Source organism: Tianweitania sediminis (genome assembly GCF_017813335.1).
Classification (GTDB): Bacteria; Pseudomonadota; Alphaproteobacteria; order Rhizobiales; family Rhizobiaceae; genus Tianweitania; species Tianweitania sediminis.
In genome coordinates this window covers 280,144-306,113 of the sequence record NZ_JAGIYY010000004.1, presented here as the reverse complement: position 1 = coordinate 306,113, position 25,970 = coordinate 280,144, and the positions used below count along the sequence as shown (strand labels likewise).

Genomic DNA, 25,970 nt, shown 5'->3' with positions numbered 1-25,970 from the left:
CGCAGGACGGGATCAGCCCTGTCGCAGGAGATCTGGCGGTGTTGCCTCAGACGTCAGCTGAGCCAGCGCATCATCCAGGGACATCGAAACCTGATCGCGTGAACCGAAGCGCCGGACGTTCACCGCACCTTCTTCAGCTTCACGCTTTCCGCAAACGAGGATCACCGGGACCTTGGCCAGGCTGTGTTCTCGGATCTTGTAGTTGATCTTCTCGTTGCGCAGATCAAGCTCCGTCAGAAGACCAGCGCGCTTCAGCTTCGCCTGAACCTCGCGGGCATAGTCATCGGCATCCGAGGTGATGGTGGCGACTACCACCTGCAGCGGGGCGAACCACAGGGGCATGTGGCCGGCATAGTTCTCGATCAGAATGCCGAGGAAGCGCTCCATAGATCCGCAGATGGCGCGGTGGATCATCACCGGCTGCTTTTTTTCCGAGTCCGAGCCGATGTAGAAGGCGCCGAAGCGTTCAGGCAGGTTGAAATCGACCTGTGTCGTTCCGCACTGCCATTCACGGCCGATCGCATCCTTGAGCGTGTATTCGAATTTCGGCCCGTAGAACGCGCCCTCGCCCGGGAGAATGCCGGTTTTGATCTCAGGCGACTGCTGCTCGATCGTTTTCAGCACGTCCATCATCACGCTTTCGGCGCGGTCCCAGAGCGCGTCCGAACCCACGCGCTTTTCCGGACGCGTGGACAGCTTGATCGTGATCCCTTCGAACCCAAAGTCCTTGTAGACTGACAGGATGAGGTCGTTGATCTTTAGGCACTCGGCGGCCATCTGCTCGTCCGTGCAGAAGATGTGCGCATCGTCTTGCGTGAAGCCACGCACCCGCATCAGGCCATGTAGCGCGCCGGACGGTTCGTAACGGTGAACGGTTCCGAATTCCGCAAGCCGGACGGGCAGTTCACGATAAGACTTCAGGCCATGCTTGAAGATCTGTACGTGACCCGGACAGTTCATCGGCTTCAGGGCGAACACACGCTCGTCTTCGGTTTCATCGCCCGCCACCGTGACCTTGAACATGTTGTCACGATACCAACCCCAGTGGCCCGAGGTTTCCCACAGGCTGTGATCGAGCACCTGAGGGGCGTTCACTTCCTGGTAATCGCCTTCTAGGCGCCGGCGCATGTAGCTGACGAGGTTCTGGAACATCTTCCAGCCCTTCGCGTGCCAGAACACGACGCCCGGCCCTTCTTCCTGAAAATGGAACAGGTCCATTTCGCGACCAAGGCGGCGGTGATCACGCTTCTCCGCTTCTTCCAGAACATGGAGATAATGGTCGAGCTGCTCCTGGGTGGCCCAGGCCGTGCCATAGATGCGCGTCAGCATCGGATTGTTGCTGTCGCCGCGCCAATAAGCGCCGGCCACCTTCATGAGCTTGAAGGCGCTGCCGACCTGGCCCGTGGACGCCATGTGTGGCCCGCGGCAAAGATCGAACCAGTCACCCTGATAATAGATCTTAAGATCCTGGCCTTGGGGAATGGCATCGATCAGTTCGACCTTGTAGCCCTCGCCTTTGTCGGCGAAGACCCGCCGGGCGCGGTCTCGATCCCAGACTTCGCGCGTGAACGGCTTGTTGCGCCCGATGATCTCGCGCATCTTCTTTTCAATGACGGGGAAGTCGTCCGGCGTGAAGGGTTCCGCGCGGGCGAAGTCGTAATAGAACCCGTTTTCGATCACCGGGCCGATGGTAACCTGGGTGTCCGGCCACAGCTCCTGCACGGCCTCGGCCAGCACATGGGCGGTGTCATGGCGGATGAGTTCAAGCGCGCGCGGATCATCGCGCGTCAAGATCTCGATCTTGCCGGACGCGCCAAGCGGCTCGGCGAGATCGCGCACCGTGCCATCCACGGCGTAAGCGACAGCCTTCTTCGCCAGGGACTTCGAGATCGACTCGGCAACCGCGGCACCGGTGGTTGCGCCGTCATAGTCGCGCACCGACCCATCAGGAAATTGCAGGGAAACCTGGGACATCATCATCTCCGCTATCCAGTCCCGCAAACGAGCGCGGGTGGTTTTTCGCGCCATCTTTGGGGCGCCAGGGGCGGCATGTACCCCCCGAACGGCCGGCCGTAAAGTCTAGTGCTTGGGTTCGCCGGCGCGCTTGCGTCCGAATCGCCAAAGCTTCCATGGCGTCCAGGGCGACGCGGCAATCCCAAGCTCATCGGGAACAAGATCGATGCCGTGCGTGCCCCCAGGCCCGCAGCGCATCACCCGAAACAGCGACAGCCAGCCGCCGCGCCATAAGCCATGCCGGGCGATCGCCTCATACGAATATTCCGAACAAGTGGGGAAATGACGGCAGCCGTTTCCAATGAAGCCGGACAGGGTGAGTTGGTAAAGGCGCACAAAGCCAGTGCCAAAAAGGCGGCCAGGCGTGCGGCGCCAAGGTCCCGGGTAGTTACGGGAGGGCATTGGTGGATGTCGCAGGGGATTCGGGGACTGCAGCAACCATCTGCGGCACGAAACAGTGCGCGGCGACCCGGACCCAATCAAAATCGGCGAGCTCAGTCTTGGATTGGCTACTGCGCATCCGGAACTTCAGCTGCACGAAGCCCTTGCCGTTCATGATCAAAGAGCGATCAGGTTTGGCTGAATGCGCAGGAACGATCGCGGTCCGAATTACACCGTGTCGACACATCAACCAGACTGCCAAGCACCGAAGAGTCCGAGATCGACCAATATGGCCACATCTGGGATCGCCTCGACGAGGATATCCAGATCGCTGCCCTCCGTGTCTTCACCACGCGCAACGGAGCCGAACACACGCGGATTGCTGACGGGGTATTTTGCAAGGATCGCAACCCCTTCGTCGCGGTGTTTTGCGAGGGCCTCCGACGGTCGCATTGCTCCCTTCCCTCAGGCTGCCTGGCCCGGCTCGGCGGCGTGCTCGATCAGGTTGATTGCGTCCACCACCGCATCGAAGGTCAGCATGGTGGAAGCGTGACGCGCCTTGTAGTCGCGGACGGGCTCAAGATACCGGAGATCCTCGAAACGCCCTTCCGGCGGCGCGCCGTTCTCTTTCAACATGGCGAGCATGGTTTCGCGCAAGAGCCGCAGTTCGGCCGCGGACGAGCCAACAACATGTTCGGCCATGATCGCAGAGGATGCCTGGCCGAGGGCGCATGCCTTCACGTCATGGGCAAAATCAGTGACCACACCGTCAACCATGCAGAGATCAACGACCACCGTTGAGCCGCAAAGCTTGGAATGCGCCTTCGCGGAGGCATGCGGCGCCGGCAAACGCCCGGTGCGTCCGATGTTTCCGGCAAAGCCCAGAATTTTCGCATTATAAACGTCGTCGATCATGGAAGCTCTCCAAAGGCGCAGCTTGAGCACCGTTTGCCGTGCGCAAGCCTTCCTTTCGCCGTTCGCCAATCGTATATAAGGGCACGGTTCACGACGCGACAAGCAAACGCATGCTTGGCGCGATACGAACCAGAACCGCCGCATTGGGCCGGGAAGTCTTCTCCCCGCTATCCCGAAACAGGCAGTGATCCGTGCAACAGGTCCCGGCAAAGAATGGGACAACGGGAGACGCCTCAATGGACGCCGTGCTGAAGCCCTTTCCTTACCGCTCCCTGCCGGAGGACGCTCAGAAGCGCCCGACCCAGGCCGAAGTCGAGGCCGCAGTCCGTACGCTGCTGCTGTGGACCGGCGACAATCCGGATCGCGAAGGCCTGCTCGACACGCCCATGCGGGTCGCCAAAGCTTATCGCGAAATGTTTGACGGCTACAACAAGGATCCTGCCGAGGAACTTGGGCGGACGTTTGAGGAGGTCGAAGGTTACCAGGACATGGTGATCGAGCGTGACATCTCGTTCCATTCGCATTGCGAGCACCACATGGTGCCGATCATCGGACGCGCCCATGTTGGATACCTGCCCGATGGACGGGTGGTCGGCTTGTCCAAGCTTGCCCGCGTCGTGGATATCTTCGCGCACCGGCTGCAAACACAGGAAGCGATGACGGCACAGATCGCCAACACGATCCAGGACGTGCTGAAGCCGAAGGGCGTGGCGGTGATCATCGAGGCCGAGCACATGTGCATGGCCATGCGGGGCATCAAGAAGCAGGGCTCCACGACCCTGACCTCGACCTTCACGGGAAGCTTTGCCGATCACCCCGAGGATCAGATCCGCTTCATGACCTTGCTGCGGACCAGCACAAAGAGCGGATTGTGAGCGCCGAAGCCGAGCTGCCGCTGAGCAAGGTGGAGCAGGAAGAAGGCGCGATCTTTGCGCCGCGTTTCAGCGCCGACGGACTTGTGACGGCGGTTGTCACGGATGTCGCTGACAATCACGTCCTGATGGTCGCACATATGAACCGCGAAGCCCTGCAACTCACACTGGACACGGGCATCGCCCACTATTGGTCGCGTTCGCGCAAGGCGCTTTGGAAGAAGGGCGAGACGTCCGGCAATATGCAGCAAGTGCAGGAGATTCGGGTCGATTGCGACCAGGACGCGCTGTGGCTCAGGGTCAGCGTGCAGGGCGATGGCGTCACCTGTCACACCAACCGCCGCAGTTGTTTTTATCGCGCGGTGACCGGAAGTGGCGCCACGACAGCACTTGTTCCCGCCCAAGACTGATGGCTGACACGCTGCTCAACCCGCCCGCTCGGAAGCCAGGCGTTGCCTTGGCGCTCGGCGGCGGCGCTGCGCGTGGTTGGGCGCATATCGGCGTTCTGCGTGCACTTGATGAAGCTGGCATTGCCGTCGACATGATCGCCGGCACGTCGATTGGGGCGCTCGTCGGTGGGTGTTACCTCGCCGGAAAGCTGGACGAACTGGAAGAGTTTGCGCGCAGCTTGACGCGGCGTCGCATCTTCGGGCTGCTTGATCTGCGGCTCGGGGGCAGCGGCATGTTCGGCGGCATGAAGCTGGACACGCGGCTGCAGCAGCATCTGGCGGGGGTGAACTTTTCGGATCTCGACCGCCCCTTCGTTTGCGTGGCCTCGGAACTGCGCACCGGCCATGAAATCTGGATCACCGAAGGGTCGCTGATCACGGCCATGCGGGCCTCCTATGCGCTTCCGGGCGTGTTTGAGCCTGTGGCGTGCAATGGCAGGATCCTGGTGGATGGAGCGCTGGTGAACCCCGTCCCGGTGTCCGTATGCCGCGCTTATGAGCAGCCGCTCGTGGTGGGTGTGAACCTTCATTATGATCTGTTCGGGCGCGCGGCCGTGATCAAGCACAATGCCGGTGAACTCGTGGTCGCGAAGGATGCGCCGCGCCCCCGGACTGCGCCGGCGCCCGTTACAGGAACGGAGTCGCGCCTGGGCATCGTCGGCGTGATGACCGAGGCCTTCAACATCATTCAGGACCGGCTTTCACGCTCGCGGCTTGCGGGCGATCCGCCGGACCTTTCGCTTCAACCCAAGCTCGGCCACATCGGCTTGTCCGAGTTCCACCGGGCGGACGAAGCGATCCGGGTCGGCTACGAAACGGCGATGGTCCAGGCCGCCGAGTTGCAGCGGCTGCAAACCGTTATGGTTTGAGGCCCGGTGCCGCGGCGTCCGTGATGCGAAACTGGATGCTCTTGCTGCCGTTCCAGTAGTTGGCCGACAGCGAGCCGGCGACATGAACGAGTTCGCCGCTGTTTCTGCGCAGAAAGGCTCCGAGCGGGCTATCGGCACAGCGAAACGCCATGGCACTCAAGCCGCCGCCGGTTTCGGAGCGCAGCTGCACTCGTAAATGACCGCCATTGCCCACCTCGCGGAGGTCGGCAATCCGGTGGCGCGGCAAAACAACCGTCGGCGCCACGTGACCCGCTCCGTAGGGCCCCGCCTTGTCCAAGGCATCCAGCATGCTGAAGTTGGCCCCTTCCGCTGACAAAGCCCCATCGATCGGCAGCGTTTCATCGGCGCGCAACGCATGAACATCCCGCGCCCGCTCCTCGAAGAACGCACGCAGGGCACCAAGCTTGGCGCGCTCTACGGTGATCCCGGCCGCCATGGCATGGCCGCCTCCCTTGACGAGAATACCCGCTTCCACCGCGTCGCGGACCAGGCGGCCGATGTCAAACCCGGGGATGGAGCGCCCAGAACCTGATCCGACGCCGTTCGGATGGAAGTGGATCGCAAAGCTCGGCCGGCGCGCATGCTCCTTCAAGCGAGCGGCAATCAGGCCCACGATGCCGGGATGCCACTCGTGACTGGCGGTGACCAGAACGGCAGGGCCTTGGCCCGCTGCGAGTTCCGCGTCTGCTTCGGCGCGGGCCTGGAGGAGCATCGCCTGCTCCATCGCCTGGCGCTCCCCATTCAAGCGGTCGAGCGTTTCGGCAATCTTTTGCGCCTCCACTGGGTCGCTGGTGGACAGGAGCCGACTGCCAAGCGCCGCATCACCGATGCGCCCTCCCGCGTTGATGCGCGGGCCCAGCAGAAATCCGAGATGGAAGACGTTGAGGGGTTCGCCAATCCGCGCCACGCGCGCCAAGGTGGCAAGACCTGAATTCTGATTCTGGCGCGCAACGATCAGTCCCTTGGCCACGAAGGCGCGGTTTACGCCTGTCAGAGGCACGACGTCGCACACGGTCGCAAGCGCCACGAGATCAAGCATCCCCAGAAGATCCGGCGGGGTGTGCCCGCGCGCGCGCAGGAGCTTGGCGACCTGCACGAGTGTCACGAACACCACTCCTGCCGCACAAAGATGTCCATGTGCCGAAAGGTCGTCCTCACGGTTCGGGTTCACCACGGGGGCACCTTCCGGCAGCGGCCCGCCGACCTGGTGATGGTCGAGCACAACCACATCCGCACCCGCTTCACGCGCCGCAGCAATCGAGGCCGCGCTGTTGGTACCGCAGTCGACCGTCACGATAAGGCGTGCGCCGCGGCCCACAAGCTCTCGCATGGCGTCCGGGTTGGGGCCGTACCCCTCAAAGATGCGGTCGGGGATGTAGATCTCGGATTGGACGCTGAAATGATCAAGAAAGCGCTTCACCAGAGCGGACGACGCGGCGCCATCCACATCGTAGTCGCCGAAGATCGCGACGCGTTCCTTGCGCTCCACCGCACGTGCGATGCGTTCGGCAGCGGCTTGCATGTCCGTGAATCGTTCCGGATCAGGCAGCAACGAGCGGATGGTTGGATCAAGAAAAGCGAGCGCCGTTTCACTCGTAATGCCCCGCCCTGCCATGACGCGGGCGACGAGATCCGGCACGCCGTGGCCTTGCGCGATCGCGAGCGCCAGATTCTCCTGGCGCTCATTCAGGCGATGTTCCCAGGCGACCCCATTGGCAGACTGGCGGACATCAAGGAAATGGCGGCGGGTGCCGGAGAATCGCGACTGATGAATCATCATGCCGCGAATATATGGATTCCCGGCCCCGAGGTTTAGAACTTGTCGAGGTCCTGGTGACGCGCCTTGATCTCACGCACCGTCAGCGACGACGAACGCATGACGATCGTGTGAGTCTGGATGGAGTCGCGCCCAAACTTCACGCCGGACAGCATGTTGCCGTCCGTCACGCCCGTGGCAGCAAACAGGACGTCGCCCTTGGCCATCTCATCCATGGAATAGACCTTGTTGGGGTCAGAGATGCCCATCTTGGCAGCGCGCGCGATCTTTTCCTCCGAGTTGAGGATCAGGCGGCCCTGCATCTGGCCCCCAATGCAACGCAGCGCTGCGGCCGCGAGAACACCCTCCGGCGCACCACCGGTTCCGATATAGATGTCGATGCCGGTCTCGTCCGGGTTGGTCGTGTGGATCACGCCCGCCACGTCGCCGTCGCCGATCAGGCGGATGGCGGCCCCCGTGGCGCGCACAGCCTCGATCAAGCGGGCGTGGCGCGGACGGTCCAAGATGCAGGCGGTGATTTCATTGATTGGCACGCCCTTGGCCTTGGCAAGGGCCTCGACATTCTCCGCCGGAGAGGCGTCGATGTTGATGATGCCAGCGGGATAGCCGGGACCGACGGCGATCTTATCCATGTAAACGTCGGGCGCATAAAGCAGGCTGCCCTTCTCAGCGATCGCAATGACCGCGAGCGAGTTCGGCAGGTTCTTTGCGCAGATTGTGGTGCCTTCCAGCGGGTCGAGCGCGATGTCGACTTCCGGGCCATCGCCGAGGCCGACTTCTTCGCCGATGTAGAGCATTGGCGCTTCGTCGCGCTCGCCTTCCCCGATCACCACCGTGCCCTTGATCGGCAGGCGGTTCAGTTCGGACCGCATGGCATCAACGGCAACCTGATCGGCGGCTTTCTCGTCGCCGCGTCCACGCAGGCGCGCGGCCGCAACGGCGGCCCGTTCGGTCACACGAACCAGTTCGAGAGTGAGGATGCGATCGAGGCCGGCGTTCTTTGACATGGTGGAATAATCCCGAAAAGAGGGCGCCGGCGATCGGATCGTTTGCCAGCCAGGTCGTTCCTTGTCGCAAAGCGCCGTGACGGCTGCAAGACGCGCGACGGCTGCTTTTCGCCTTTCCGCCGGTATTAATCGATTGAGGGCATTGCCTTTTTCAGCCTGCCCGCTCGATACGGATCACCTGGGCCTTGTCCGTGAGCTGACCATCCTTGGTGATCCCGTCGACTGCGCGGCGCACCGCTGCTTCGGTGGTTTCATGCGTCACGAGAACAACGGTTTTCTGGCTAGGATCCAGGCTGCTGTCCGCCTGCTGGACGATCGATTCCAGCGAAATGTCGTTGTCCGCCATGCGCTTGGCAATGGCGGCGAAAACGCCGGCGCGATCATGCACGGTAAGCCGGATGAAGTAGCCACCCGCATGGGCGCGCATCTGCGCCTTCTTGTAGGGCTTGAGCTCCTTGGCAGGCCATCCAAACACCGGACCATGCTGGAAACCGGGCTGGCTCTTGGCGATATCCGCGATGTCGCCCACCACCGCAGACGCGGTTGCATTGCCACCCGCCCCCGGACCGACAAGCAGAAGATCGCCCAAGATGTCCGTCGAAATCGCCACAGCGTTGGTGACGCCCATCACCTGCGCAATCACCGACTGGTTCGGTACCATAGTCGGGTGGACCCGCTGCTCGATCCCGCTGTCGGTGCGCTGCGCGACGCCCAGCAGCTTGATACGGTAGCCGAGAGCAGCGGCGGCGCGGATGTCGGCCTGACTGATGTTGCTGATGCCCTCGAGGTAGATGTCGGAAGCGGCGATCTTCGTGCCGAACGCAAGGCTGGTCAGGATCGACAGCTTGTGGGCGGTGTCGTTGCCTTCGATGTCGAATGTCGGATCGGCTTCCGCATAGCCCAGGCGCTGCGCATCCTTCAAACAATCCTCAAAGGATATGGCTTCCGCTTCCATGCGGCTGAGGATGTAGTTGCAGGTGCCGTTGAGGATACCCACCACGCGCGACACGCTGTTGCCGGCCATCGCTTCGCGCATGGTCTTGATCACGGGGATGCCGCCTGCCACCGCTGCTTCATAGTTGAGAAGTACACCCTTCTTCTCAGCCGCTTCTGCCAAGGCCACGCCATGTTTCGCTAGCAGCGCCTTGTTGGCCGTAACCACATGCCGCCCTGAATCAAGCGCCGTCTTCAGCGCCTGGCGTGCCGGGCCTTCATCGCCGCCCATCAGCTCCACAAAAACATCGATGTCATCGGACTTCGCCAACGCCACAGGATCATCGAACCATTGTGCGGCTGACAGGTCGATGCCGCGATCACGCGATGCGTCGCGCGCCGACACGCCGGTGACTGCAATCGGTCGCCCGCACTGGCGCTGCAGTTCGGTTGCCTTGCTGGCAAGAACTCGCACCACCGAGGCACCCACTGTACCAAGGCCGGCGATGCCGACGCGCAACGGATCCGTCATCTGTTGTTTTCCTGAATAAAAAGGATCAGCGGCGCGCGCTGAGCGTCACCACGTTGTCGGGCTTAGCGGCATGCGTCGCCAAGAAGCGCTTGATGTTGCGTGCGGCCTGGCGGATGCGGTGCTCGTTTTCCACCAGAGCGATGCGCACGTAGTCATCGCCATGTTCGCCGAAGCCCACGCCCGGCGCCACCGCGACATCCGCATGTTCGATCAGGAGCTTGGAGAATTCGAGCGACCCCAGCGTCTTGAAGGCCTCCGGGATCGGCGCCCAAGCAAACATCGTGGCAGCTGGTGGCGGCACATGGAAGCCTGCCCGGCCAAATGCGTCGACCATCACATCGCGCCTCTTGCGATAAATGCCGCGCACTTCCTCAATTTCCGCGCCATCGCTGTTCAGCGCCGCCGTTGCCGCAACCTGGATTGGCGTGAAAGCGCCATAGTCGAGATAGGACTTCACGCGGGTCAGCGCGGAAATCAGCCGCTCGTTGCCGACAGCAAAGCCCATGCGCCAGCCTGGCATGGAAAAGGTCTTCGACATGGAGGTGAACTCGACGCACACGTCCATCGCGCCGGGCACCTGCAGAACCGAAGGCGGCGGCGACCCATCGAAATAGATCTCCGCATAAGCGAGATCGGACAGAATGATGAGGTCGTGCTTCTTCGCGAACTCCACCACGTCCTTGTAGAAGTCGAGGCTGGCGACATGCGCCGTGGGGTTCGAGGGATAGTTGAGAATCAGCGCCAAAGGCTTTGGAATCGAATGGCGTACAGCCCGTTCCAGCGCGGGAATGAAGCTGCTGTCGGGCTCGGACTGAATCGAGCGGATCACACCCCCCGACATGATGAAGCCGAACGCATGGATGGGATAGGTGGGATTGGGGCAGATCACAACATCGCCCGGCGCGGTGATCGCCTGCGCCATGTTGGCGAAGCCCTCCTTGGAGCCCAGCGTCGCCACCACCTGCGTTTCCGGATTGAGCTTCACGCCGAACCGACGCGCATAATAGTTGGCCTGCGCCCGTCGCAAGCCGGGGATGCCGCGCGACGACGAGTATCGATGGGTATGGGGATCGCGCACCACATCGACCAGCTTGTCGACGATTGCCTTGGGCGTCGGCAGGTCAGGGTTACCCATACCGAGGTCGATGATATCGGTGCCCTTGGAGCGCGCGCTGGCCTTCAGCCGATTGACCTGTTCGAACACATAAGGCGGCAGCCGGCGGACCTTGTGGAACTCTTCCATGTCGTTGCTCGCGAAGGGTGGTGGGCGGTTCAGCCGGCTATACACCGGTTCTGAAAGGGGGTCGAGAAAGGCGGTGACGTGGTGGCGGCGGGCGGGCTACTGCGCGGCCGAGTCGGCGGCGATCTGCCGAAGAGCCTGGTCGCCATGCGAGGCACCGACGCGGCGCAACGCATTGGCATCCGGCATGGTGCGCGCTGCACGCACATTGGCAGCGTTGATGCGGCCCTGGGTCGAACGCAGGTCGGCCAGCATCGCCTTGCTGTCTTCCGCGCTTAACTGAGCGGCGGCGGCTTGCGGCCGCACATTCAGGTTCGGGAACGCGTCACTGTTGCGGGGCGACTGGTCGCTCGGGCGCGGTGCGGTTGCGGCCAGGTTGGTTTGGCGGCCGGTCTGCTGCGCCCCCTGCTCCGACTGGTTCTGCGTGAAGGTGGCGGAGCCCGGCGCCGGCAAGCGCGGCTGTGCGACCACCGCCATCGCGTCTGTCATGCCCGCGGTGCCGCAACCGGCAAGCACGGCAACGCTCAGAGCCACAATCGACGCCCCGGCCATCCGGCTAAGGCGCAGCGCAGAAACCTGGCTGATTGTCATGATTTCTCCCCATCCGCCCGCAACACAGGAACCGCGTGGTTGGACCGCTATGGTCGTCCCATGATATTGTGTCAAGAACACGCTGGGAGGCGGCAAGATGGCGGACACCACGGAGGGAGCAGGATCGGCCGGAGCATCAGGCAACGGTTTCGACCCTGCGCGTGTTGAGCCCTTCTTGGTGAAGAACCCCGAGCAGTTCGCCCTCAACCTCGCCCACATGGTGGAAGAGGCCGGCAAGGCAGCCGCAGCCTGGAGCGGCCCGCGCGAGCGCGGCGAGATCGCGCCGTCCACAGCCAGCCCCATGGCCGACATGGTGCGAACTTTCTCCAAGCTCACGGAATACTGGCTGTCGGAACCGCAGCGCGCGTTTGAAGCCCAGACCCGGCTGTTTGCCGGTTTCATGAGCGTTTGGGGCGCAGCCGCCCAGAAGCTGCACCAGCCCGCAACGCCGACGCCGGTTCAACCGCAGCGTGGCGACAAGCGCTTTCAGGACGAGGACTGGAGCCGTCACGCCTTTTTTGATTTCCTGAAGCAGGTCTACCTTGTCGCCTCCAACTGGGCGGAAGACCTGGTGGACAAAGCCGACGGCCTCGATCCTCTGACGCGGCAAAAAGCGCGCTTCTACGTGAAGCAGGTGACGCAGGCGGTGTCTCCGTCCAACTTCGTCTTGACCAACCCCGAACTTTTTCGCGAAACCGTGGCCACCAACGGCGAGAACCTGGTGCGCGGCATGCGCATGCTGGCCGAAGACATTGCGGCCGGTCGGGGCGAGTTGAAGCTGCGCCAATCCGATGCAAGCCGGTTTCGGATCGGCGACAACATCGCCACGACGGAAGGCGGCGTCGTGGCCCGCAACGACCTCGTGGAAGTCATCCAGTATGCGCCGGCCACCGAAAAGGTTCTGAAGCGGCCCTTGCTGATCGTGCCGCCGTGGATCAACAAATACTACATCCTCGACCTTAACCCGCAGAAGTCGTTTATTCGCTGGGCCGTGGAGCAAGGCCACACGGTGTTCGTGCTGTCGTGGGTGAACCCCGACGAGCGCCATGCGCAGGCTGGCTGGGAAGATTACATCCGCGACGGCATTCGATTCGGGCTGGACGTGGTGGAGCAGGCAACCGGTGAGCGCGAGGTCAACGCCATTGGATATTGCGTCGGCGGGACGCTGCTGGCCGCCGCACTGGCCCTCGAAGGGCAAACCAACAGCCGCCGCATCCAGTCCGCGACCTTTTTCACCGCCCAGGTGGATTTCACCCATGCCGGCGATCTCAAGGTGTTCGTGGACGAAGAGCAGATGGAAGCCATCGAAACGGCCATGAACGCCAAAGGCTTTCTGGACGGATCGAAAATGGCAAGCGCCTTCAACATGCTGCGGGCCGGCGACCTGATCTGGCCCTATGTCGTCAACAACTACCTGCGGGGCAAGGAGCCGCAGCCCTTCGATCTGCTTTATTGGAACTCCGATTCCACGCGCATGACGGCGGCCAACCACGCGTTTTACCTGCGCAACTGTTATCTCGAAAACAACCTGTCGCGCGGCGAGATGATCCTGGAAGGCAAGCGCCTGTCGTTGGCCGACATCACCGTGCCCATTTACAACCTCGCCACGCGAGAAGACCACATCGCGCCGGCCCGCTCGGTATTTGAGGGGTCGCGCTTTTTCGGCGGTCCCGTGAAGTTCGTACTGGCGGCGTCGGGTCACATCGCCGGCGTGGTGAACCCACCCAGCGCCAACAAGTACCAGTTCTGGTCGGGCGGCAAAGTAGAGAGCACGCTGGAAACGTGGCTCGATCAGGCAACCGCAACACCAGGTTCCTGGTGGCCGCACTGGCATGCGTGGGTGGCGGCGCAGGACCCCAACACGGTGGATGCGCGCAAGCTCGGGGCAAGCATGGCGGTCTTGATACCGGCTCCGGGAACCTATGTTCACCTGCAGGCCTAAGCCCGCGGCGCTGAGGGCAGCCTCGGAATCATCTTCTTGCCTCAATTGATAAATAACGGAATAGTGAGCGTGGCTTTTGGAATCGTCGGGTCTGATTTTCCTGGAGAGGGGGATCGGCTGCTTGCACGCCCAAGGCGTGCCGATGCCGAAACGGAATCAACCGAAAGGAATCCGCTTTGACAGATGATCGGCCGCGCGTGCCCAGGCTGCCAATCCGGTGTGTCACCCCCCTTCTCGTTTCCGTTCTTCTTGCATCCTGCACGGCAACTCCGGATGACCCGATGTTGGGCCTGGCAGCGTCGCCCTCGTTGACCAGCACCAGCGCCGCGTCCACCAGCACCTTCACGGCCCCGCTGCCCGACACGTCCGGGCAGTCGCTTGCGGCCGAGCAAGATGAATTTATCCAATCTTCCGAAGCGGAGCCTGCCGCTTCCACATACTCGACAACAAATAGCCTTCCTGCCGAGGTGGCCTTTGCTCCCGGTGCCAACCCGGCTGCTCCGTCAGGCAGCGGAGTGCCGGATCTCGCAACAGCAACGCTGACAATTCGGCAGGCACAACCAGCGACTTCATCTGCCGCGCCTGCACCGGCTGCGCAAGTTGCGGCAGCGCCCGCGCAGGACCCTGCATCTGCCCGGCAAGCGGCTGCGCAGCGGGCGGCCGCAGAGACACCCGCTTCGGCAGCCGCGCCCACGCTGCCCGGTGCGTTCATCGAGAATCGCGTGGGTGCGTCGCACGGAAGCGAAGCCGTGGCACAGCAAGCAGCGCAACCCGCTTCGCCCCCGCAAGATACCCGCAAGCAGGGCTTCCTTTCCGCATTTTTCGCGCCACCAAAAGCCAATGCCGCTCCGGCCCCTGTGCGGGCCGCGATTGTGGCGCCCGCTGCCGCCGCCAAGGCAGGCAAACCTCTGATCGATCCCGCAGACAAGAAGCCGTTGATCCAGATGGCGTCAGTTGAGCCCGCCCAGCGGAAAGGTGGCGCCGCCACCGACAACGCGCTCCCTGGGGTCCGGACAACGGCCCTGTTCGAGATCACCCGCAAGTCGGGCCTCGACGACGACAGCGACGTGGATCTGCATGAAGACGAAGAATCGCCTGTGCGTGTCGCTTCGGCAGCCGGCCTTGCTCGCCTTGCACCCAACGGTCTCCTGAAGCAGACGGAGCATGTCGACGTCGCCTGCCTGAAGCCAGCGCTGCTGCGCGTGCTCGGCGCTTTGGAAAGCCATTACGGCAAGAAGGCTGTGATCACGTCCGGTTATCGTGATCCGGCCCGCAACCGACGAGCGCGCGGCGCGCGCAACTCGCTGCATATGTTCTGTGCCGCCGCCGACGTTCAGATCCCCGGCGTCAGCAAGGTGGAACTCGCCAGCTATGTCCGAAGCATGCCGGGCCGAGGCGGCGTGGGCACTTATTGCCACACCGAATCCGTTCACATCGATGTTGGCCCGGAACGTGACTGGAACTGGCGCTGCCGGCGCCGGAAATAAGCCTGTGTGAAAAGTGTCGCAAGCGGCATTTGACGGGTTGCCGCCTGCACTGCAGCCGATTATAAGCCACCTCGTCTTCCGCGCCCATCGTCTAGCGGTCTAGGACGCCGCCCTTTCACGGCGGAAACACGGGTTCGATTCCCGTTGGGCGTGCCACGACTTCGATCGTGCTGATCATCTTACCGAACCTCGTTCTCCTGCATAAGCATCGCCTGCGGCGGCATGCTGCACCGAGCGATGCAATCCAGATCGGCCCCCTGCGTGCTTTGCTGCGACCCTGGATCAGCGAAAATCTTGCGCCGTCTTGTGTGGGACACAATTGCAGCGTACATGTCTCACATCGATCTTGTTGATGAACTTGTTTTTGCGCGATCTTCGCGCCCGACGATCTTCCTTCTCAATTTCGCTGAAACGCGGCGTTCGGCACTTCTGCCGGATGTCGAACCTCTTTGCCGATTGAAAGGAAATCGTCATGAATACTGGTGTTGTAAAGTTCTTCAATTCCACCAAGGGCTTTGGCTTCATTACCCCGGATGCCGGCGGCACGGATGTGTTCGTCCACATCTCTTCCGTGGAACGTTCGGGCATGTACACACTCAACGAAGGTCAGAAGGTCAGCTTCGACGTCGTACGGGACAAGAAGAGCGGCAAAAACGCAGCCGATAATCTGCAGGCCGCTTGACGAACCATGCCGATGACCGTGACCACGGATGAACTGGCACGGGTTGTCGAGCATAAAGAAGGCCGGGTTTGCCCGGCCTTTTCGCTTTGCGGGGAGCATAATCGTTCGGCGCTTACGTCACGGGGTCGCCGTACCCGCACCCTCCCGGGCGCCCGCGACAGCCACGCGAGCGGCAGCGCGATCTTTGAGGTCACGCGAGCCTGCTCGACACGGCTGCAAACAGACAGGACAACTCCATGATTGATGCCGCGACGCAAGATACGCTTGTTGAAGAACCCGTTAAGAAGCGGTCCCCTCGGGCAACGAAACCGCGGAAGTCACTGCTGGGAAAATTGTCGCCGGAGGAGTTGCAGACGCTGAGGCTCGACGACGAGTCGCGGCCGCAGTTCGATCTCGTTTCCGACCATTTCGAAAATTGCAGAGCGAAGCTTCAGGCCTTTGGCGATGAAGATATCGCCTCGATGGACAATGATCGCTACGATGAGCATTCCGTCGCACAGTCGGAACAACACCGCAGCGGTATGGCGGTGGTTCATTTTCTGGCGCCGCGGATCCTTCGCCTTCGCGAAGGAGATGCCAAGCGGAAATGGCGTTCCTTCCTGGCCAAGTTCCGGAAGGAAGAGAATCTGAACTGATCGCCGTCTGACAGACGCCGCTCGATCAGGCGTCTTCAGGTTGCAGGCTCGTTCCACGCGTGGCGCGGGAATGCAGTTTGCGGTTTATCATTCCACCCAAAACACGCGACAGGTCCCATGACGCAAAAGATGTCGGCCGCTGATCCTGCGGTTGCCGAGGCCCGGCAGTGGGGCAAGCTCGTTGCCGCTTTCCGCACGCCGCAGGCCGGACGGAGCATCTTCGAGATCGCCGTGACGGTTGTTCCTTTCATCGGCATCTGGGTGGCTGCCGCTCTTTCCGTCGCCAATGGATATTGGGCGGGTCTTCTGCTGACCATTCCTGCCGCGGCGTTCCTGGTCCGCATCTTCATGCTGCAGCATGATTGCGGCCACGGTTCCCTTTTCAATCGGGCTTCGCTGAACAACTGGACCGGCAGGGCGCTCGGCGTTCTGACCTTTGCGCCCTACGATTATTGGCGCCGTAGCCATGCCATTCATCATGCCACGGCCGGAAACCTCGACCAGCGCGGGATCGGCGACATCACCACGATCACCGTGCTCGAATATCAGGCCCTTCCGCGCCTTGGCCGGTTGCGCTACCGGTTGTACCGTCATCCCCTGGTGATGTTCGGTCTTGGGCCTGCCTGGCTGTTTCTCTGCCAATATCGCCTGCCAATCGGACTGATGAAGGCGGGGTCCGAGCCCTGGATCTCGACCATTGCCACCAACCTCGCCATTGTTGTCGTGGCAGGGAGCCTGATGTGGCTGCTCGGTCCGGTGGTTTTCCTTTCGGTTCAGCTTCCGATCCTGCTGATGGCAGCGACAATTGGTGTTTGGCTGTTCTACGTGCAGCACCAGTTTGAAGAAACGCATTGGTCCGAAGGCGAGGAATGGAATTTCCATCGCGCGGCGGTTCATGGGAGTTCTTTTTACGACCTCCCGCCTGTTTTGCGGTGGCTCAGCGGAAACATCGGCGTGCACCACGTGCATCACCTTTCAAGCAAGATCCCGTTCTACCGACTGCCGGACGTGCTTGAAGCCATTCCAGAGTTGAAGCAGGTGGGGCGCATTACGCTGCGTGAAAGTCTTGGATGCGTGAAGCTCGTGCTTTGGGACAGTTCGCGCAAGAGGCTGGTGTCCTTCCGGGAAGCTGCCGCAGGGGCCCATTCCTAGCCCCGACAGATTGTCTTTGCAGTCAATCACGATATCAGGGCGGAAATGGGCGCTCACTGAAAGTGCCTGTTCCTAAGCCGGCGCATCTGCTAACCTGTTCTATCGCTGCCCCTCTGATCGGCCTTGTAGCGACGGCGAGTTGTCATGCTCATGCCCGGATGCGGAGCGCCATGTGCCTCGATACTTTTTTCACATAGATGATGGTTTCCACCTGCCGGATGAAGAGGGTCTGGAACTCGGGAACCTAGAAGCCGCGCAGGCTGAAGCGACCAGAGCAGCAGGCGGGATGCTGCAGGATCATGATCCATTCACCAAGTCGAGCTCATGGCAAATGGTCGTCACCGACGACAAAGACCAGTTGCTTTTCACGCTGCGGTTCAACATGGATCGTCCGGCAGGGCCTGTCCTTTACAAGTCGCTGAAGTAGACGTCTGATTTGGTCGGCAGCTATCCCTTCCAAACGGTCATTCAGAAGCTTCATCCCTTTCCTTCGACCTGCACGGCATCCTAGAACCACGAGCTAAACGGCCTGTGCGACGGTGAAAACGCGCTGCGCTATTGCCTGCGCTTGAGGTGGTGAGAACCGACGCCGAGCCCAGGCGCCGAGACTGCGCAGCCATCTCCGCCGCCCTTCTTCTTTAGCAAGATCTCAGATGGAACATCGGCCTGCTTCTTCTGTTCGGCGCCGAAAAGGGAGATTGCGAGTATGGGTGACCTGAAGTTCCAGTTTCTCAAGGACCTCGTCGCGGCGCATGGGCCAAGCGGCTTCGAAAAGCCGGTGGCGCAGCTTTACCGCGACTATGTCCAGCCGTTTGCGCACCAAACTTCCACGGACATCATGGGCAATGTCACGGCCATCATCAATCCGGATGCACCGCTGCGCGTGATGTATGCCGGCCACATGGATGAGATCGGCTTCATTGTTCACCACATCGATCAGAATGGCTTCCTTTACTTCAATACGATCGGCGGGACGGACGTCGCGACCGAAATTGGCCAGCGCGTTTGGGTGCATGGGCAGGAGCGGGTTCCCGGCGTGATCGGACGCAAGGCGATCCAGGACCTGGAGCCCGCCGAGATGTCGCAAACACCCAAGATGAAGCGGCTGTGGATCGACATCGGCGCGAGGTCGCGGCAAGAAGCGGAAGCCGTGGTCAGCATCGGCAGCCCCGTGACCCTGCAGCCGGAAATGGCCCAGCTTCTGGGAGATCACGTCGTTGGACGCGCCTTCGACAACAAGGCAGGCTTGTTTATCGCCTCGCAGGTGCTCAAAACGCTTTGGGAAGACGGCGGCGTGCACCCGCAGGTCGCGGTTTATATCCTCGGCACCGTGCAGGAGGAGATCGGCTCACGAGGAGCGGAAACGGCTGCCTTCGACATCGCCCCCCATACCGGCATCGTCGTCGACATGGGCGTGGCAACGGACTACCCCTGGGCACAAGATGAAGATCAAGGGCGCCTCGCACTGGGCGACGGGCCAGGCATCACCGCGGGAGCCAACACCAACCCGATCGTCCTGGACTTGCTGTTGCGTGCCGCGAAGGAAGAAAACATTCCCTTCCAGCTGCAAGGCTATGGCGGCACCAGCCCAACCGATGCGCGGTTGCTGCAAACCAATCGTGGCGGTGTGGCGACAGGGCTTGTGTCGGTACCGCTGCGCTATATGCACACGCCGTCGGAAGTGTTGTCGCTGAAGGACGTCCAGGCGACGGTTGATCTGGTGGCCGCTTATATCCGCCGCCTCACGCCCGATGTGGACTTCACCCCCTGGTAAATGCCGTTCGTGTGGATGGGACACCGCGTGATTGGGATCAGCGATGGTCTCCGTCGGTGTCTCAGGGCCTGTCGCTTGCGGACTACCTGGTCACAGGCGAGGCATCTTCTCCAGACCGCGCATGTTCTGCGATGATCCGGGCGCCGCGATTCAAGGTCACGTAGCGCCAAAGCCACTGGATGCTCACGAGCAGACGCTTCTCGAAGCTCACGAGAAGATACACATGCACGATGGCCCACAAGATCCAAGCCAAACGCCCCTTCAGTTGCCAGGAGCCGAAGTCGAACACGGCCGCATGCCGACCGATCACCGCCGTGTTGCCGCGGTTCCGGAACGTGAAGGGAGGCAACGTTGCTCCGGCCTTGATGTGTCTGCCGAGCGCCTTTCCAAGATGCTGGCCCTGCTGCTTGGCCACCTGCGCAAGCGCTGGAAGCGGAGCGCCCTTCTCGTCCAGGAACAACGCGACGTCGCCAAGGGCAAAGACATTGGCCTGGCCCTTCACCTGCAGGGTCGCCTCCACTGGGATGCGCCCGCTGCGATCAGGCTCTACCGGTAACCATTCCGAAGCTGATGACGCTTTCACCCCGGCACCCCAGGTCACAGAGCCCACTGGAAGGATCTGGTCGCCGAAGGTGACAGTGTCCTGGGTGAGATCCTTTACTCGCGTGTTGAGGAGGACTTCGACCCCGAGTTTCTCCAATTGCTGTTTGGCATAGTGGGACAGTCCTTCAGGAAAGGCGGCCAGCAAGCGCGGCCCCGCCTCGATCAGCAGAACGCGAAATTCTTCCGGCCGGATATTCTTGAAATCCCGCGACACGGTGGCCCCGAGTTCAGCCACCGCCCCGGCCATCTCCACGCCCGTGGGGCCGCCGCCGATGATGACCTGCGTGAGAAGCGCGCGACGCTCTTCGGAAGAAGCCGTTGTTTCCGCCCATTCAAGCGCAAGCAGAAGCCGCTGGCGCAAGGTTCTCGCCTGTTCAAGCGACTTGAGCCCCGGCGCAACCCGCCGCCAATCCTCGCGGCCGAAATAGTTGTACTCAGAGCCCGTGGCGATCACCAGGTGATCGTAGTCGACCGACCCGACATCGGTCGCAACGGATTTCGCTGTCGTATCGACACCCCGGACTTCTGCCAGGATAACGGAGACATGTTCGTAGCGGCCCAGCGTCTTTCGCAAAGGCTCTGCGATGTCTGCCGGGGAAAGAGCCGCCGTTGCGACCTGATAAAGCAGCGGCTGAAACAGGTTGTGATTGCGCCTGTCGATCACCGTGACATCCACGCCCCGGGCACCGAGCTCCTTCGCACAAGCCAGCCCTGCGAAACCGCCACCGACAACCACAACACGCGGACTTGGTGCGGTTCCGGTGGCGATAGCCGTCACTGGATGGTTTCCGACGCTGGCGGCGCGTCCTGTCCCGGCACTTGCTCCGTCTCGATCCCGCCCCGAGCGAGGTACACCACGATGCCACCAATGATTACGACGGCAACAGCGATGGCGAGGATGACGCTTTTTCTCATGATCTTCTCCCGACTGTGACAGCCGAACCGCGGGCGAACCGATGGGTTCCCGACGAAGCTGGTCCTTGTGTGGCGAATCGGGGAACAAGGTTTTTGGATGATGCCGTGCGGAAGATCGGTAAGATCCAAAACAATCCGGCGAGCCTTCGTCAGCCGTGTTTCTTCACCGCGCTTCAATCGCGGAACGCTAGAAGAAGCGGAGGAGAATGCCGCCCATGATTTCCGTCCCGACCTTGTTGATCAGCCTGTTCTTCGCACGGCGCCGCCGCAAGCGCGCTGAACGCCTGCTTGCGAAGACCTGAAGCGTCGGACGGTCCAAAAAAGCAAAAAGGCCGGCGGGTGCCGACCTTCTCCTGATCCTGTCATCCGCCGGTTCATCCGCGGTCGGTCGATGTGATCGATCCCTGATCTAGGGGCCGTTCACGACAAGGCAATGACAGCTCACCAAACCAAGCAAAAACCGGCTGCCGCGAGCAGGCCAACAAAGGCAAGCGTGCGCAGCAGGAGGTTTCGCCGCAGGCTGTTCAACAGGAAGTGGCATGCCGCCACGGCGAGCGCGTAAAGATATCCCCATTCCGCCAGGGCATAAGGAGCGCGCATCTGCCCGAAGGCGAACTGGGCGGCCACCAGCCCCACGACCGTCCCCAGAAGCGCCACGGCAGCCCAGAACAGGATATCCGCTGCATGCGTCAGCACGAAGGCAGCTGGGCGAAGCGGCAGAAGCATCATCAGGGCGGCGCTCAAGAAATACACAGAAGCCAGCGGAGCGAACGTCGTGGCCGCGGCAATGCCGTCCAGCCGGCGCAATCCGACGGCACCAAAGGGATAACCCTTGCCTGCGAGAAACAAGGAGCCCGCGGCAAGGATCATCGTGAGCAAAGCAACAAGAACAAAGGAAAACACGGCCCTTTGCATGGAATCGGTCCCGGCGGATTGAAGCGGATGGCTGCAGCCAGTGACAGCACTCCGGCCGGCAATCAAGAGGCTCAACGCCGGCCGCGAGAACTTCCCATGATCAACGGAACCTTGGCCTCAAGGTTGTGTTGGACGCTCCATCAGGCAGGTGCCTGAAATCGAAGGGAGCCGATCATGACCGACAACGCCAACAAAGAAGACCGGATACGGGCTCGTGCCCACGCGATCTGGCAGCAGGAAGGTGAGCCGCATTCGCGCGAAGATGATCACTGGCATCAAGCTGCACGCGAAATCGAGGAAGAGGATGCCGCGTCTGGCAACGGCGACGACAGCATGGCCATCAACGGCGATGTGTCCAACCGGGATCAGGTCAGCCAGCTACATGAAGACGTGAGCGGCTCGCCCCAGGCCGAACAGCTGGGCAAGCAGAGCAAGACGTGAACAGGCGCCGAAGGGCGTCCGCCCCCTTAAACAGCCGGTCAGAGCGACCGGCTGTTTAGAAGATCCTTCGACACGAAGGCTTCGTCGTCGGCCGTGTTTTCGTGCTGATCCACGCTGTCGGACACCATGGTGTCTTCATGGCTCTCGTTGACCCCTTCGGTCAAACCGAACGGCTCCTTTGGCTCGTCTCCCTTGTCGCCGGTGTGTGGGAACTCGGGCGTCATGCGCTCCTCATGGGAGGCCTTCAATTTGGTGGCGCCGACTTCCCGCAGATTGAGACTTTCGGTGTTTGTCTTGTGCATTGAGGAACTCCTTCCGAACCGGAATAATCCCTGCAGAGCCCGCATGTTCCTTTTGCCCGCGAGTCAGTCAGTTAGCCGATCCACTAACTTTCCGTTGATATCGAGTGAGATCTGCGTTAGTTAGCTACATGGCTAAGCATGATCCTGATCTTTCGCTGTTGTTTTCTGCCCTCGCGGATCCGACGCGGCGGTCCATCCTGACCCGGCTCGCCCAAGGGCCAGCGAAAGTCACCGAACTAGCGGACCCCACCGGACTGCGTTTGCCAACCGTGATGCGCCACCTTTCGGTACTCAAAACGGCGGGCTTGATCGCGACAACCAAGGACGGGCGCATCCGAACCTGCGAGATCCGGCCCGAAGCGCTTCATCCGGCGCGGACATGGCTCGATCAACAGCGCGCCACCTGGGAGGCGCGGCTCGACCGGCTGGACGCGTTTGTTGTGAATGCAATGAAGGAACGTGACCAATGACAGCATACACCGTCCACAGCAGCGCGCCTGAACAGCGCCCTTCCCAAAACAACGACCGGTTTGCGACGCTGACCTTCGAGCGGCACGTGTCTACGGCTCCAACAGAGCTCTGGCATGTTTGGACCGCGCCGGCCGCTCGCGCCATCTGGGCTGCGCCCTCACCGCACGTGACCATGGAGATCCTCGATGCTGATCCCACCTTGGGCGGTCGGGAGATTTCGCTGTGCAAAGCGGAAGGGCAGCCCGATATCCGATGCGAGTGTGGATGGCTCGCGTTGCAGACGCCGGACTGCAGCGTCAACTACGAGGTTGTTTCAAGCGAGGGGATGACGCGCTCGGTGGCGCTCGTGACGGCGATAATCTCCCCGGCCGGCCAGGCCAGCCGTTTGGCGGTTACCGTGCAGCTTTCTTCCCTCGCCCCCGGCATGGAGGCCGGCTACCGGGAAGGGTTCGATGCCGGCCTCAGCAACCTCGCGGACGTCGCCGAGCGCACCATGATTCTGCAGCGCGTGATCAAGGCACCGCGCCCGCTTGTGTGGAAAGCCTGGATGAACGCCGAAACGCTGCCGCAATGGTGGGGCCCGGAGGGCTTCTCGTGCCGAACGCAACGCATCGATCTTCGGGCGAATGGCGAATGGGTGTTCGACATGATCGCGCCGGACGGCACCATCTTCCCGAACCATCATCTTTACCACGAGGTGCGGGAGGAGGAGCGGATCGCTTATTCGTTGCTGTGGGGTGAGAACGGGCCCAAACATGCCGATGCCTGGGCTTCCTTCGAGGACCGCGGCGAGACCACCCAAGTGACGCTTGGAATGGTCTTCAGCACCGCGTCCGAGTTCCGGGAGGCCAAAGGGTTTGGTGCGGTGGAACTGGGCCTGCAAACGCTCGGCAAGCTGGAACGCTTCGTCACCTCCGCTCCGTAAGCAACGGCATCGCGGCCCGCCCTCTTACTCGGCGGCTATTTGCTTGCCTGTTAAGAGAGCGGTGTTGCGGCGAGACCCCTCCCTCTCCCCCAACGCGACATCGCTGCGATTGCGGGGTAGTGCTTCCGGAACTTCTTCCTGGATGAAAGCGATGATCTGTTCGCGAACATGGCAGCGCAGGTCGAAAACCGTGGGTGCGTTGCGCGCGCTGACCAGCAAACGGACATGCATGGTTGCTTCGCTTGTTTCCACCACGGCGAGGTTCACCACGCGGCGGTCCCAAAGCGGCGACGCTTCAGCGATCTCCGTCAGCTTTTGCCTCAGTCGCTCGACCGGCGCGCGATAATCCAAGTAAAGCATCACCACGCCGATCAGGGACGCGTTCTCGCGCGTCCAGTTCTGAAAGGGCTTTTCGATGAAGTAACGCAGCGGCACGATCAGACGCCGCCAATCCCAGATTTTCACCACGACATAGGTCGCGGTGATTTCCTCGATCGTTCCCCACTCGCCTTCCACGATCACCGCATCGTCGATGCGGATCGGCTGCGTGATGGCAAGCTGCAAGCCTGCAAAAAGGTTGGACAGGACGGGCTGCGCCGCCAGCCCGACGATCACACCGGCCGCACCGCCGGCAGCAAGAAGACTGACGCCATATTGCCGGACCGATTCGAAGGTCATCAGGGCCGCGGCCGCCGTCAGCACAACGATAACGAAAGACACTGCGCGTCGAAGAATGTTGGCCTGCGTCACATGCTTTCGGGCCAGTAGATTGTCTTCAACGTCGATACGGTAGCGGCGCAGATGACGATCAACGAAGAGATCCATCGCCTTCAGAACGATCCAGCCAACGAGGCAAATGGATGATGCCGTCAGGATCTTGGCGAGGATCACCTTGGTTTGCCAAGCAAACGGTGCGAGCGGCAGTGCCACCGCGATGGCGATGTTGATGAGCGCCCACCGGATCGGGTTCTTTGTGGACGAAATCAGCCTGTGGGTGAAGCTGCTGCCGCTTGGAAGGACGGCATGCAGCGCCCGCACGACCAAACCATGGACGGATACGGCAATCAACGCCGCGACCAGGAGAAGACCGGCGCCAACCGCCCAGTCGGGCAGCCAATTCAGGCGTGCGAGAATGTCGTTCATGGGCGACCTCTCTCGTTTGAGTTCACGATGCGGCGCTCAGAACCGTTCGCCGATCGAATTTCATGCTGCATCGCAGCAACTAGGCGGTCGTGCCCAGCTGACTAGGCCCCAGCGCATCTTTGCGCCTTGCCGCTTTTGATGGCCCATCTAGTTTGGGGGAAGCGGAAGCATGAGAGGTTTGATGATCAACAACGCACCTCCCCTCGAAAACCTGCAGCCTGCCACCACGGCATTCTTCTTCGACTGCGACGGCACGCTTGCGCGCATCGTTGACCAGCCGGACGCTGCAGGGGTCGACGCCGATATCCTGCAATGCTTGGAGACCTTATGGAGGGCTACCGACGGGGCGCTGGCCATTGTGTCTGGTCGATCCATTCTCCAGCTGGACACGATGCTGAGCCCGCTTAAGCTGCCCCTGGCTGGCGTGCACGGCATCGAGCGGCGAAACGGCGATGGCGTGATCTTTCGGCCCGACTTCGATGCGCAGGCCGTAGGCGCAATTGCGGAGGAGCTCGAGCGGTTCGTTGCGCAGCATCAGGGTCTCGTGTGCGAGGTGAAATCCGCGTCCGTTGCCCTGCACTACCGAATGCGGCCCGAACTCGAGCCTGACGCTCTGTCCCTGATGTCGCGCGTTGCGGGCGAGCACGCCGCCTTCCGGCTGTTGCGCGGCAAGATGGTGGCTGAACTGAGTGCCAGCCACCGCACAAAGGGCGACGCCATCGAAGATTTCATGCAGGAAGCCCCGTTCGCGGGACGGCTGCCGGTGTTTGTTGGCGACGATGTCACGGATGAGGATGGTTTTGCGGTGCTCGGCAGATATTCCGGCTTGGGGATCAAGATCGGTGAGGGTCCAACGCTTGCCGCCCACCGCATAGCGACGCTGGACGGCTTCCATGCCTGGTTGCACGCTGTTTGCGAGACATGGATCACCGAGCGCCCTGCCCTATAGTTAAGAAGAAGGCGGAACTTGAGTTAACCCCACC

28 protein-coding genes and 1 tRNA gene are annotated in these 25,970 nt (G+C 61.7%); 15 read left to right on the top strand and 14 right to left on the bottom strand.

What is annotated here, in order from left to right:
• Nucleotides 1–12 precede the first annotated feature (12 nt).
• The 4 genes from thrS to J5Y06_RS14445 all read right to left on the bottom strand — a co-directional run bounded on the left by thrS (nucleotide 13) and on the right by J5Y06_RS14445 (nucleotide 3,309).
• The gene (thrS, locus tag J5Y06_RS14460) at nucleotides 13–1,977 is read right to left on the bottom strand and encodes a threonine--tRNA ligase (RefSeq protein WP_209335975.1); all 1,965 of its coding nucleotides are present in this window, start codon (nucleotides 1,975–1,977) and stop codon (nucleotides 13–15) included.
• 102 nt (nucleotides 1,978–2,079) lie between these two features.
• The gene (yidD, locus tag J5Y06_RS14455) at nucleotides 2,080–2,415 is read right to left on the bottom strand and encodes a membrane protein insertion efficiency factor YidD (protein ID WP_209335880.1); all 336 of its coding nucleotides are present in this window, start codon (nucleotides 2,413–2,415) and stop codon (nucleotides 2,080–2,082) included.
• Nucleotides 2,416–2,640: 225 nt separating this feature from the next.
• Nucleotides 2,641–2,847, bottom strand: a complete 207-nt coding sequence (locus J5Y06_RS14450; RefSeq protein WP_209335879.1) for a nucleotidyltransferase family protein — start codon at nucleotides 2,845–2,847, stop codon at nucleotides 2,641–2,643.
• Nucleotides 2,848–2,859: 12 nt separating this feature from the next.
• Complete coding sequence (locus J5Y06_RS14445) at nucleotides 2,860–3,309, bottom strand: iron-sulfur cluster assembly scaffold protein (RefSeq protein ID WP_209335878.1); 450 nt, start codon at nucleotides 3,307–3,309, stop codon at nucleotides 2,860–2,862.
• A gap of 236 nt (nucleotides 3,310–3,545) precedes the next feature.
• On the opposite strand from J5Y06_RS14445, the gene folE reads away from it, so the two are divergent.
• The 3 genes from folE to J5Y06_RS14430 are packed head-to-tail and all read left to right on the top strand — an operon-like array spanning nucleotide 3,546 to nucleotide 5,499.
• On the top strand, nucleotides 3,546–4,184 hold the full coding sequence (folE, locus tag J5Y06_RS14440; RefSeq protein WP_209335877.1) for a GTP cyclohydrolase I FolE: 639 nt from the start codon (nucleotides 3,546–3,548) through the stop codon (nucleotides 4,182–4,184).
• Entirely contained in the window at nucleotides 4,181–4,591 is a 411-nt protein-coding gene (hisI, locus tag J5Y06_RS14435) for a phosphoribosyl-AMP cyclohydrolase (RefSeq protein ID WP_209335876.1), read from the top strand. The genes folE and hisI overlap by 4 nt, the downstream gene beginning before the upstream one ends.
• Nucleotides 4,591–5,499 carry a patatin family protein gene (locus J5Y06_RS14430; RefSeq protein ID WP_209335875.1) on the top strand — a complete coding sequence of 303 codons (909 nt, stop codon included), beginning with the start codon at nucleotides 4,591–4,593 and terminating at the stop codon, nucleotides 5,497–5,499. Before hisI ends, J5Y06_RS14430 begins: the two co-directional genes overlap by 1 nt.
• Here the strand turns inward: J5Y06_RS14430 and recJ are convergent.
• From recJ to J5Y06_RS14405, 5 genes are all read right to left on the bottom strand, one after another.
• Nucleotides 5,489–7,300, bottom strand: a complete 1,812-nt coding sequence (gene recJ, locus J5Y06_RS14425) for a single-stranded-DNA-specific exonuclease RecJ (protein WP_245247857.1) — start codon at nucleotides 7,298–7,300, stop codon at nucleotides 5,489–5,491. The genes J5Y06_RS14430 and recJ overlap by 11 nt on opposite strands.
• Before the next feature lie 32 nt (nucleotides 7,301–7,332).
• Complete coding sequence (glpX, locus tag J5Y06_RS14420) at nucleotides 7,333–8,304, bottom strand: class II fructose-bisphosphatase (RefSeq protein WP_209335874.1); 972 nt, start codon at nucleotides 8,302–8,304, stop codon at nucleotides 7,333–7,335.
• A 151-nt stretch (nucleotides 8,305–8,455) separates the two neighbouring features.
• Nucleotides 8,456–9,769: a homoserine dehydrogenase gene (locus J5Y06_RS14415; protein ID WP_209335873.1), complete on the bottom strand. Its 1,314-nt coding sequence runs from the start codon at nucleotides 9,767–9,769 to the stop codon at nucleotides 8,456–8,458.
• Between the two features lie 25 nt (nucleotides 9,770–9,794).
• Nucleotides 9,795–11,012, bottom strand: coding sequence for an LL-diaminopimelate aminotransferase (locus J5Y06_RS14410; RefSeq protein ID WP_209335872.1), 1,218 nt, complete (start codon nucleotides 11,010–11,012; stop codon nucleotides 9,795–9,797).
• A 96-nt stretch (nucleotides 11,013–11,108) separates the two neighbouring features.
• Entirely contained in the window at nucleotides 11,109–11,600 is a 492-nt protein-coding gene (locus tag J5Y06_RS14405) for a hypothetical protein (protein ID WP_209335871.1), read from the bottom strand.
• A gap of 97 nt (nucleotides 11,601–11,697) precedes the next feature.
• Between J5Y06_RS14405 and phaC the strand changes: the two genes are divergently transcribed.
• From phaC to J5Y06_RS14365, 8 genes are all read left to right on the top strand, one after another.
• Nucleotides 11,698–13,542 (top strand): class I poly(R)-hydroxyalkanoic acid synthase, encoded by a 1,845-nt coding sequence (gene phaC / locus J5Y06_RS14400; RefSeq protein ID WP_209335870.1) that lies wholly within the window; start codon nucleotides 11,698–11,700, stop codon nucleotides 13,540–13,542.
• Between the two features lie 281 nt (nucleotides 13,543–13,823).
• Nucleotides 13,824–15,029 carry a YcbK family protein gene (locus tag J5Y06_RS14395; RefSeq protein WP_209335869.1) on the top strand — a complete coding sequence of 402 codons (1,206 nt, stop codon included), beginning with the start codon at nucleotides 13,824–13,826 and terminating at the stop codon, nucleotides 15,027–15,029.
• A gap of 80 nt (nucleotides 15,030–15,109) precedes the next feature.
• A tRNA-Glu gene (locus tag J5Y06_RS14390) sits at nucleotides 15,110–15,185 on the top strand.
• Nucleotides 15,186–15,501: 316 nt separating this feature from the next.
• Entirely contained in the window at nucleotides 15,502–15,711 is a 210-nt protein-coding gene (locus J5Y06_RS14385; RefSeq protein ID WP_209335868.1) for a cold-shock protein, read from the top strand.
• Between the two features lie 236 nt (nucleotides 15,712–15,947).
• Complete coding sequence (locus J5Y06_RS14380; RefSeq protein ID WP_209335867.1) at nucleotides 15,948–16,346, top strand: hypothetical protein; 399 nt, start codon at nucleotides 15,948–15,950, stop codon at nucleotides 16,344–16,346.
• Between the two features lie 117 nt (nucleotides 16,347–16,463).
• Nucleotides 16,464–17,498, top strand: a complete 1,035-nt coding sequence (locus J5Y06_RS14375) for a fatty acid desaturase (protein ID WP_209335866.1) — start codon at nucleotides 16,464–16,466, stop codon at nucleotides 17,496–17,498.
• A gap of 172 nt (nucleotides 17,499–17,670) precedes the next feature.
• A complete protein-coding gene (locus tag J5Y06_RS14370; RefSeq protein ID WP_209335865.1) occupies nucleotides 17,671–17,925 on the top strand; it encodes a DUF6894 family protein in 255 nt (84 codons plus the stop codon).
• A 279-nt stretch (nucleotides 17,926–18,204) separates the two neighbouring features.
• Entirely contained in the window at nucleotides 18,205–19,272 is a 1,068-nt protein-coding gene (locus J5Y06_RS14365; protein ID WP_209335864.1) for a zinc-binding metallopeptidase family protein, read from the top strand.
• 82 nt (nucleotides 19,273–19,354) lie between these two features.
• Here the strand turns inward: J5Y06_RS14365 and J5Y06_RS14360 are convergent, their stop codons facing one another.
• The 3 genes from J5Y06_RS14360 to J5Y06_RS14350 all read right to left on the bottom strand — a co-directional run bounded on the left by J5Y06_RS14360 (nucleotide 19,355) and on the right by J5Y06_RS14350 (nucleotide 21,705).
• Nucleotides 19,355–20,653, bottom strand: coding sequence for an NAD(P)/FAD-dependent oxidoreductase (locus tag J5Y06_RS14360; RefSeq protein ID WP_342453429.1), 1,299 nt, complete (start codon nucleotides 20,651–20,653; stop codon nucleotides 19,355–19,357).
• Entirely contained in the window at nucleotides 20,650–20,790 is a 141-nt protein-coding gene (locus J5Y06_RS14355; RefSeq protein ID WP_209335863.1) for a hypothetical protein, read from the bottom strand. Before J5Y06_RS14355 ends, J5Y06_RS14360 begins: the two co-directional genes overlap by 4 nt.
• A 441-nt stretch (nucleotides 20,791–21,231) precedes the next feature.
• Nucleotides 21,232–21,705, bottom strand: coding sequence for a hypothetical protein (locus J5Y06_RS14350; RefSeq protein ID WP_209335862.1), 474 nt, complete (start codon nucleotides 21,703–21,705; stop codon nucleotides 21,232–21,234).
• Between the two features lie 174 nt (nucleotides 21,706–21,879).
• Between J5Y06_RS14350 and J5Y06_RS14345 the strand changes: the two genes are divergently transcribed.
• Nucleotides 21,880–22,146 (top strand): DUF2934 domain-containing protein, encoded by a 267-nt coding sequence (locus tag J5Y06_RS14345; RefSeq protein WP_209335861.1) that lies wholly within the window; start codon nucleotides 21,880–21,882, stop codon nucleotides 22,144–22,146.
• 38 nt (nucleotides 22,147–22,184) lie between these two features.
• Here the strand turns inward: J5Y06_RS14345 and J5Y06_RS14340 are convergent, their stop codons facing one another.
• Entirely contained in the window at nucleotides 22,185–22,448 is a 264-nt protein-coding gene (locus J5Y06_RS14340; RefSeq protein ID WP_209335860.1) for a hypothetical protein, read from the bottom strand.
• Nucleotides 22,449–22,576: 128 nt separating this feature from the next.
• Between J5Y06_RS14340 and J5Y06_RS14335 the strand changes: the two genes are divergently transcribed.
• Nucleotides 22,577–22,918, top strand: a complete 342-nt coding sequence (locus J5Y06_RS14335) for an ArsR/SmtB family transcription factor (protein WP_209335859.1) — start codon at nucleotides 22,577–22,579, stop codon at nucleotides 22,916–22,918.
• Nucleotides 22,915–23,844: an SRPBCC family protein gene (locus J5Y06_RS14330; protein WP_209335858.1), complete on the top strand. Its 930-nt coding sequence runs from the start codon at nucleotides 22,915–22,917 to the stop codon at nucleotides 23,842–23,844. Before J5Y06_RS14335 ends, J5Y06_RS14330 begins: the two co-directional genes overlap by 4 nt.
• Before the next feature lie 24 nt (nucleotides 23,845–23,868).
• On the opposite strand, the gene J5Y06_RS14325 is transcribed toward J5Y06_RS14330, so the two are convergent.
• The gene (locus tag J5Y06_RS14325) at nucleotides 23,869–24,987 is read right to left on the bottom strand and encodes a mechanosensitive ion channel family protein (protein ID WP_209335857.1); all 1,119 of its coding nucleotides are present in this window, start codon (nucleotides 24,985–24,987) and stop codon (nucleotides 23,869–23,871) included.
• A gap of 169 nt (nucleotides 24,988–25,156) precedes the next feature.
• Here J5Y06_RS14325 and otsB point away from each other — a divergent pair, with 169 nt between their 5' ends.
• The gene (gene otsB / locus J5Y06_RS14320) at nucleotides 25,157–25,936 is read left to right on the top strand and encodes a trehalose-phosphatase (protein ID WP_209335856.1); all 780 of its coding nucleotides are present in this window, start codon (nucleotides 25,157–25,159) and stop codon (nucleotides 25,934–25,936) included.
• Nucleotides 25,937–25,970: the final 34 nt, after the last annotated feature.

What these genes read in the sequence shown, in the direction of transcription:
- J5Y06_RS14340 (WP_209335860.1), bottom strand. Translation starts at nt 22,448, where the DNA reads ATGCACAAGACAAACACCGAAAGTCTCAATCTGCGGGAAGTCGGCGCC.
- J5Y06_RS14385 (WP_209335868.1), top strand. Translation starts at nt 15,502, where the DNA reads ATGAATACTGGTGTTGTAAAGTTCTTCAATTCCACCAAGGGCTTTGGC.
- phaC (WP_209335870.1), top strand. Translation starts at nt 11,698, where the DNA reads ATGGCGGACACCACGGAGGGAGCAGGATCGGCCGGAGCATCAGGCAAC.
- folE (WP_209335877.1), top strand. Translation starts at nt 3,546, where the DNA reads ATGGACGCCGTGCTGAAGCCCTTTCCTTACCGCTCCCTGCCGGAGGAC.
- J5Y06_RS14365 (WP_209335864.1), top strand. Translation starts at nt 18,205, where the DNA reads ATGGGTGACCTGAAGTTCCAGTTTCTCAAGGACCTCGTCGCGGCGCAT.
- J5Y06_RS14415 (WP_209335873.1), bottom strand. Translation starts at nt 9,769, where the DNA reads ATGACGGATCCGTTGCGCGTCGGCATCGCCGGCCTTGGTACAGTGGGT.
- J5Y06_RS14445 (WP_209335878.1), bottom strand. Translation starts at nt 3,309, where the DNA reads ATGATCGACGACGTTTATAATGCGAAAATTCTGGGCTTTGCCGGAAAC.
- J5Y06_RS14395 (WP_209335869.1), top strand. Translation starts at nt 13,824, where the DNA reads ATGTTGGGCCTGGCAGCGTCGCCCTCGTTGACCAGCACCAGCGCCGCG.
- recJ (WP_245247857.1), bottom strand. Translation starts at nt 7,300, where the DNA reads ATGATGATTCATCAGTCGCGATTCTCCGGCACCCGCCGCCATTTCCTT.
- J5Y06_RS14375 (WP_209335866.1), top strand. Translation starts at nt 16,464, where the DNA reads ATGACGCAAAAGATGTCGGCCGCTGATCCTGCGGTTGCCGAGGCCCGG.
- J5Y06_RS14325 (WP_209335857.1), bottom strand. Translation starts at nt 24,987, where the DNA reads ATGAACGACATTCTCGCACGCCTGAATTGGCTGCCCGACTGGGCGGTT.
- J5Y06_RS14350 (WP_209335862.1), bottom strand. Translation starts at nt 21,705, where the DNA reads ATGCAAAGGGCCGTGTTTTCCTTTGTTCTTGTTGCTTTGCTCACGATG.
- J5Y06_RS14430 (WP_209335875.1), top strand. Translation starts at nt 4,591, where the DNA reads ATGGCTGACACGCTGCTCAACCCGCCCGCTCGGAAGCCAGGCGTTGCC.
- yidD (WP_209335880.1), bottom strand. Translation starts at nt 2,415, where the DNA reads ATGCCCTCCCGTAACTACCCGGGACCTTGGCGCCGCACGCCTGGCCGC.
- J5Y06_RS14330 (WP_209335858.1), top strand. Translation starts at nt 22,915, where the DNA reads ATGACAGCATACACCGTCCACAGCAGCGCGCCTGAACAGCGCCCTTCC.
- J5Y06_RS14335 (WP_209335859.1), top strand. Translation starts at nt 22,577, where the DNA reads ATGGCTAAGCATGATCCTGATCTTTCGCTGTTGTTTTCTGCCCTCGCG.
- J5Y06_RS14410 (WP_209335872.1), bottom strand. Translation starts at nt 11,012, where the DNA reads ATGGAAGAGTTCCACAAGGTCCGCCGGCTGCCGCCTTATGTGTTCGAA.
- thrS (WP_209335975.1), bottom strand. Translation starts at nt 1,977, where the DNA reads ATGATGTCCCAGGTTTCCCTGCAATTTCCTGATGGGTCGGTGCGCGAC.
- J5Y06_RS14405 (WP_209335871.1), bottom strand. Translation starts at nt 11,600, where the DNA reads ATGACAATCAGCCAGGTTTCTGCGCTGCGCCTTAGCCGGATGGCCGGG.
- J5Y06_RS14355 (WP_209335863.1), bottom strand. Translation starts at nt 20,790, where the DNA reads ATGAGAAAAAGCGTCATCCTCGCCATCGCTGTTGCCGTCGTAATCATT.
- glpX (WP_209335874.1), bottom strand. Translation starts at nt 8,304, where the DNA reads ATGTCAAAGAACGCCGGCCTCGATCGCATCCTCACTCTCGAACTGGTT.
- otsB (WP_209335856.1), top strand. Translation starts at nt 25,157, where the DNA reads ATGAGAGGTTTGATGATCAACAACGCACCTCCCCTCGAAAACCTGCAG.
- J5Y06_RS14345 (WP_209335861.1), top strand. Translation starts at nt 21,880, where the DNA reads ATGACCGACAACGCCAACAAAGAAGACCGGATACGGGCTCGTGCCCAC.
- J5Y06_RS14380 (WP_209335867.1), top strand. Translation starts at nt 15,948, where the DNA reads ATGATTGATGCCGCGACGCAAGATACGCTTGTTGAAGAACCCGTTAAG.
- J5Y06_RS14450 (WP_209335879.1), bottom strand. Translation starts at nt 2,847, where the DNA reads ATGCGACCGTCGGAGGCCCTCGCAAAACACCGCGACGAAGGGGTTGCG.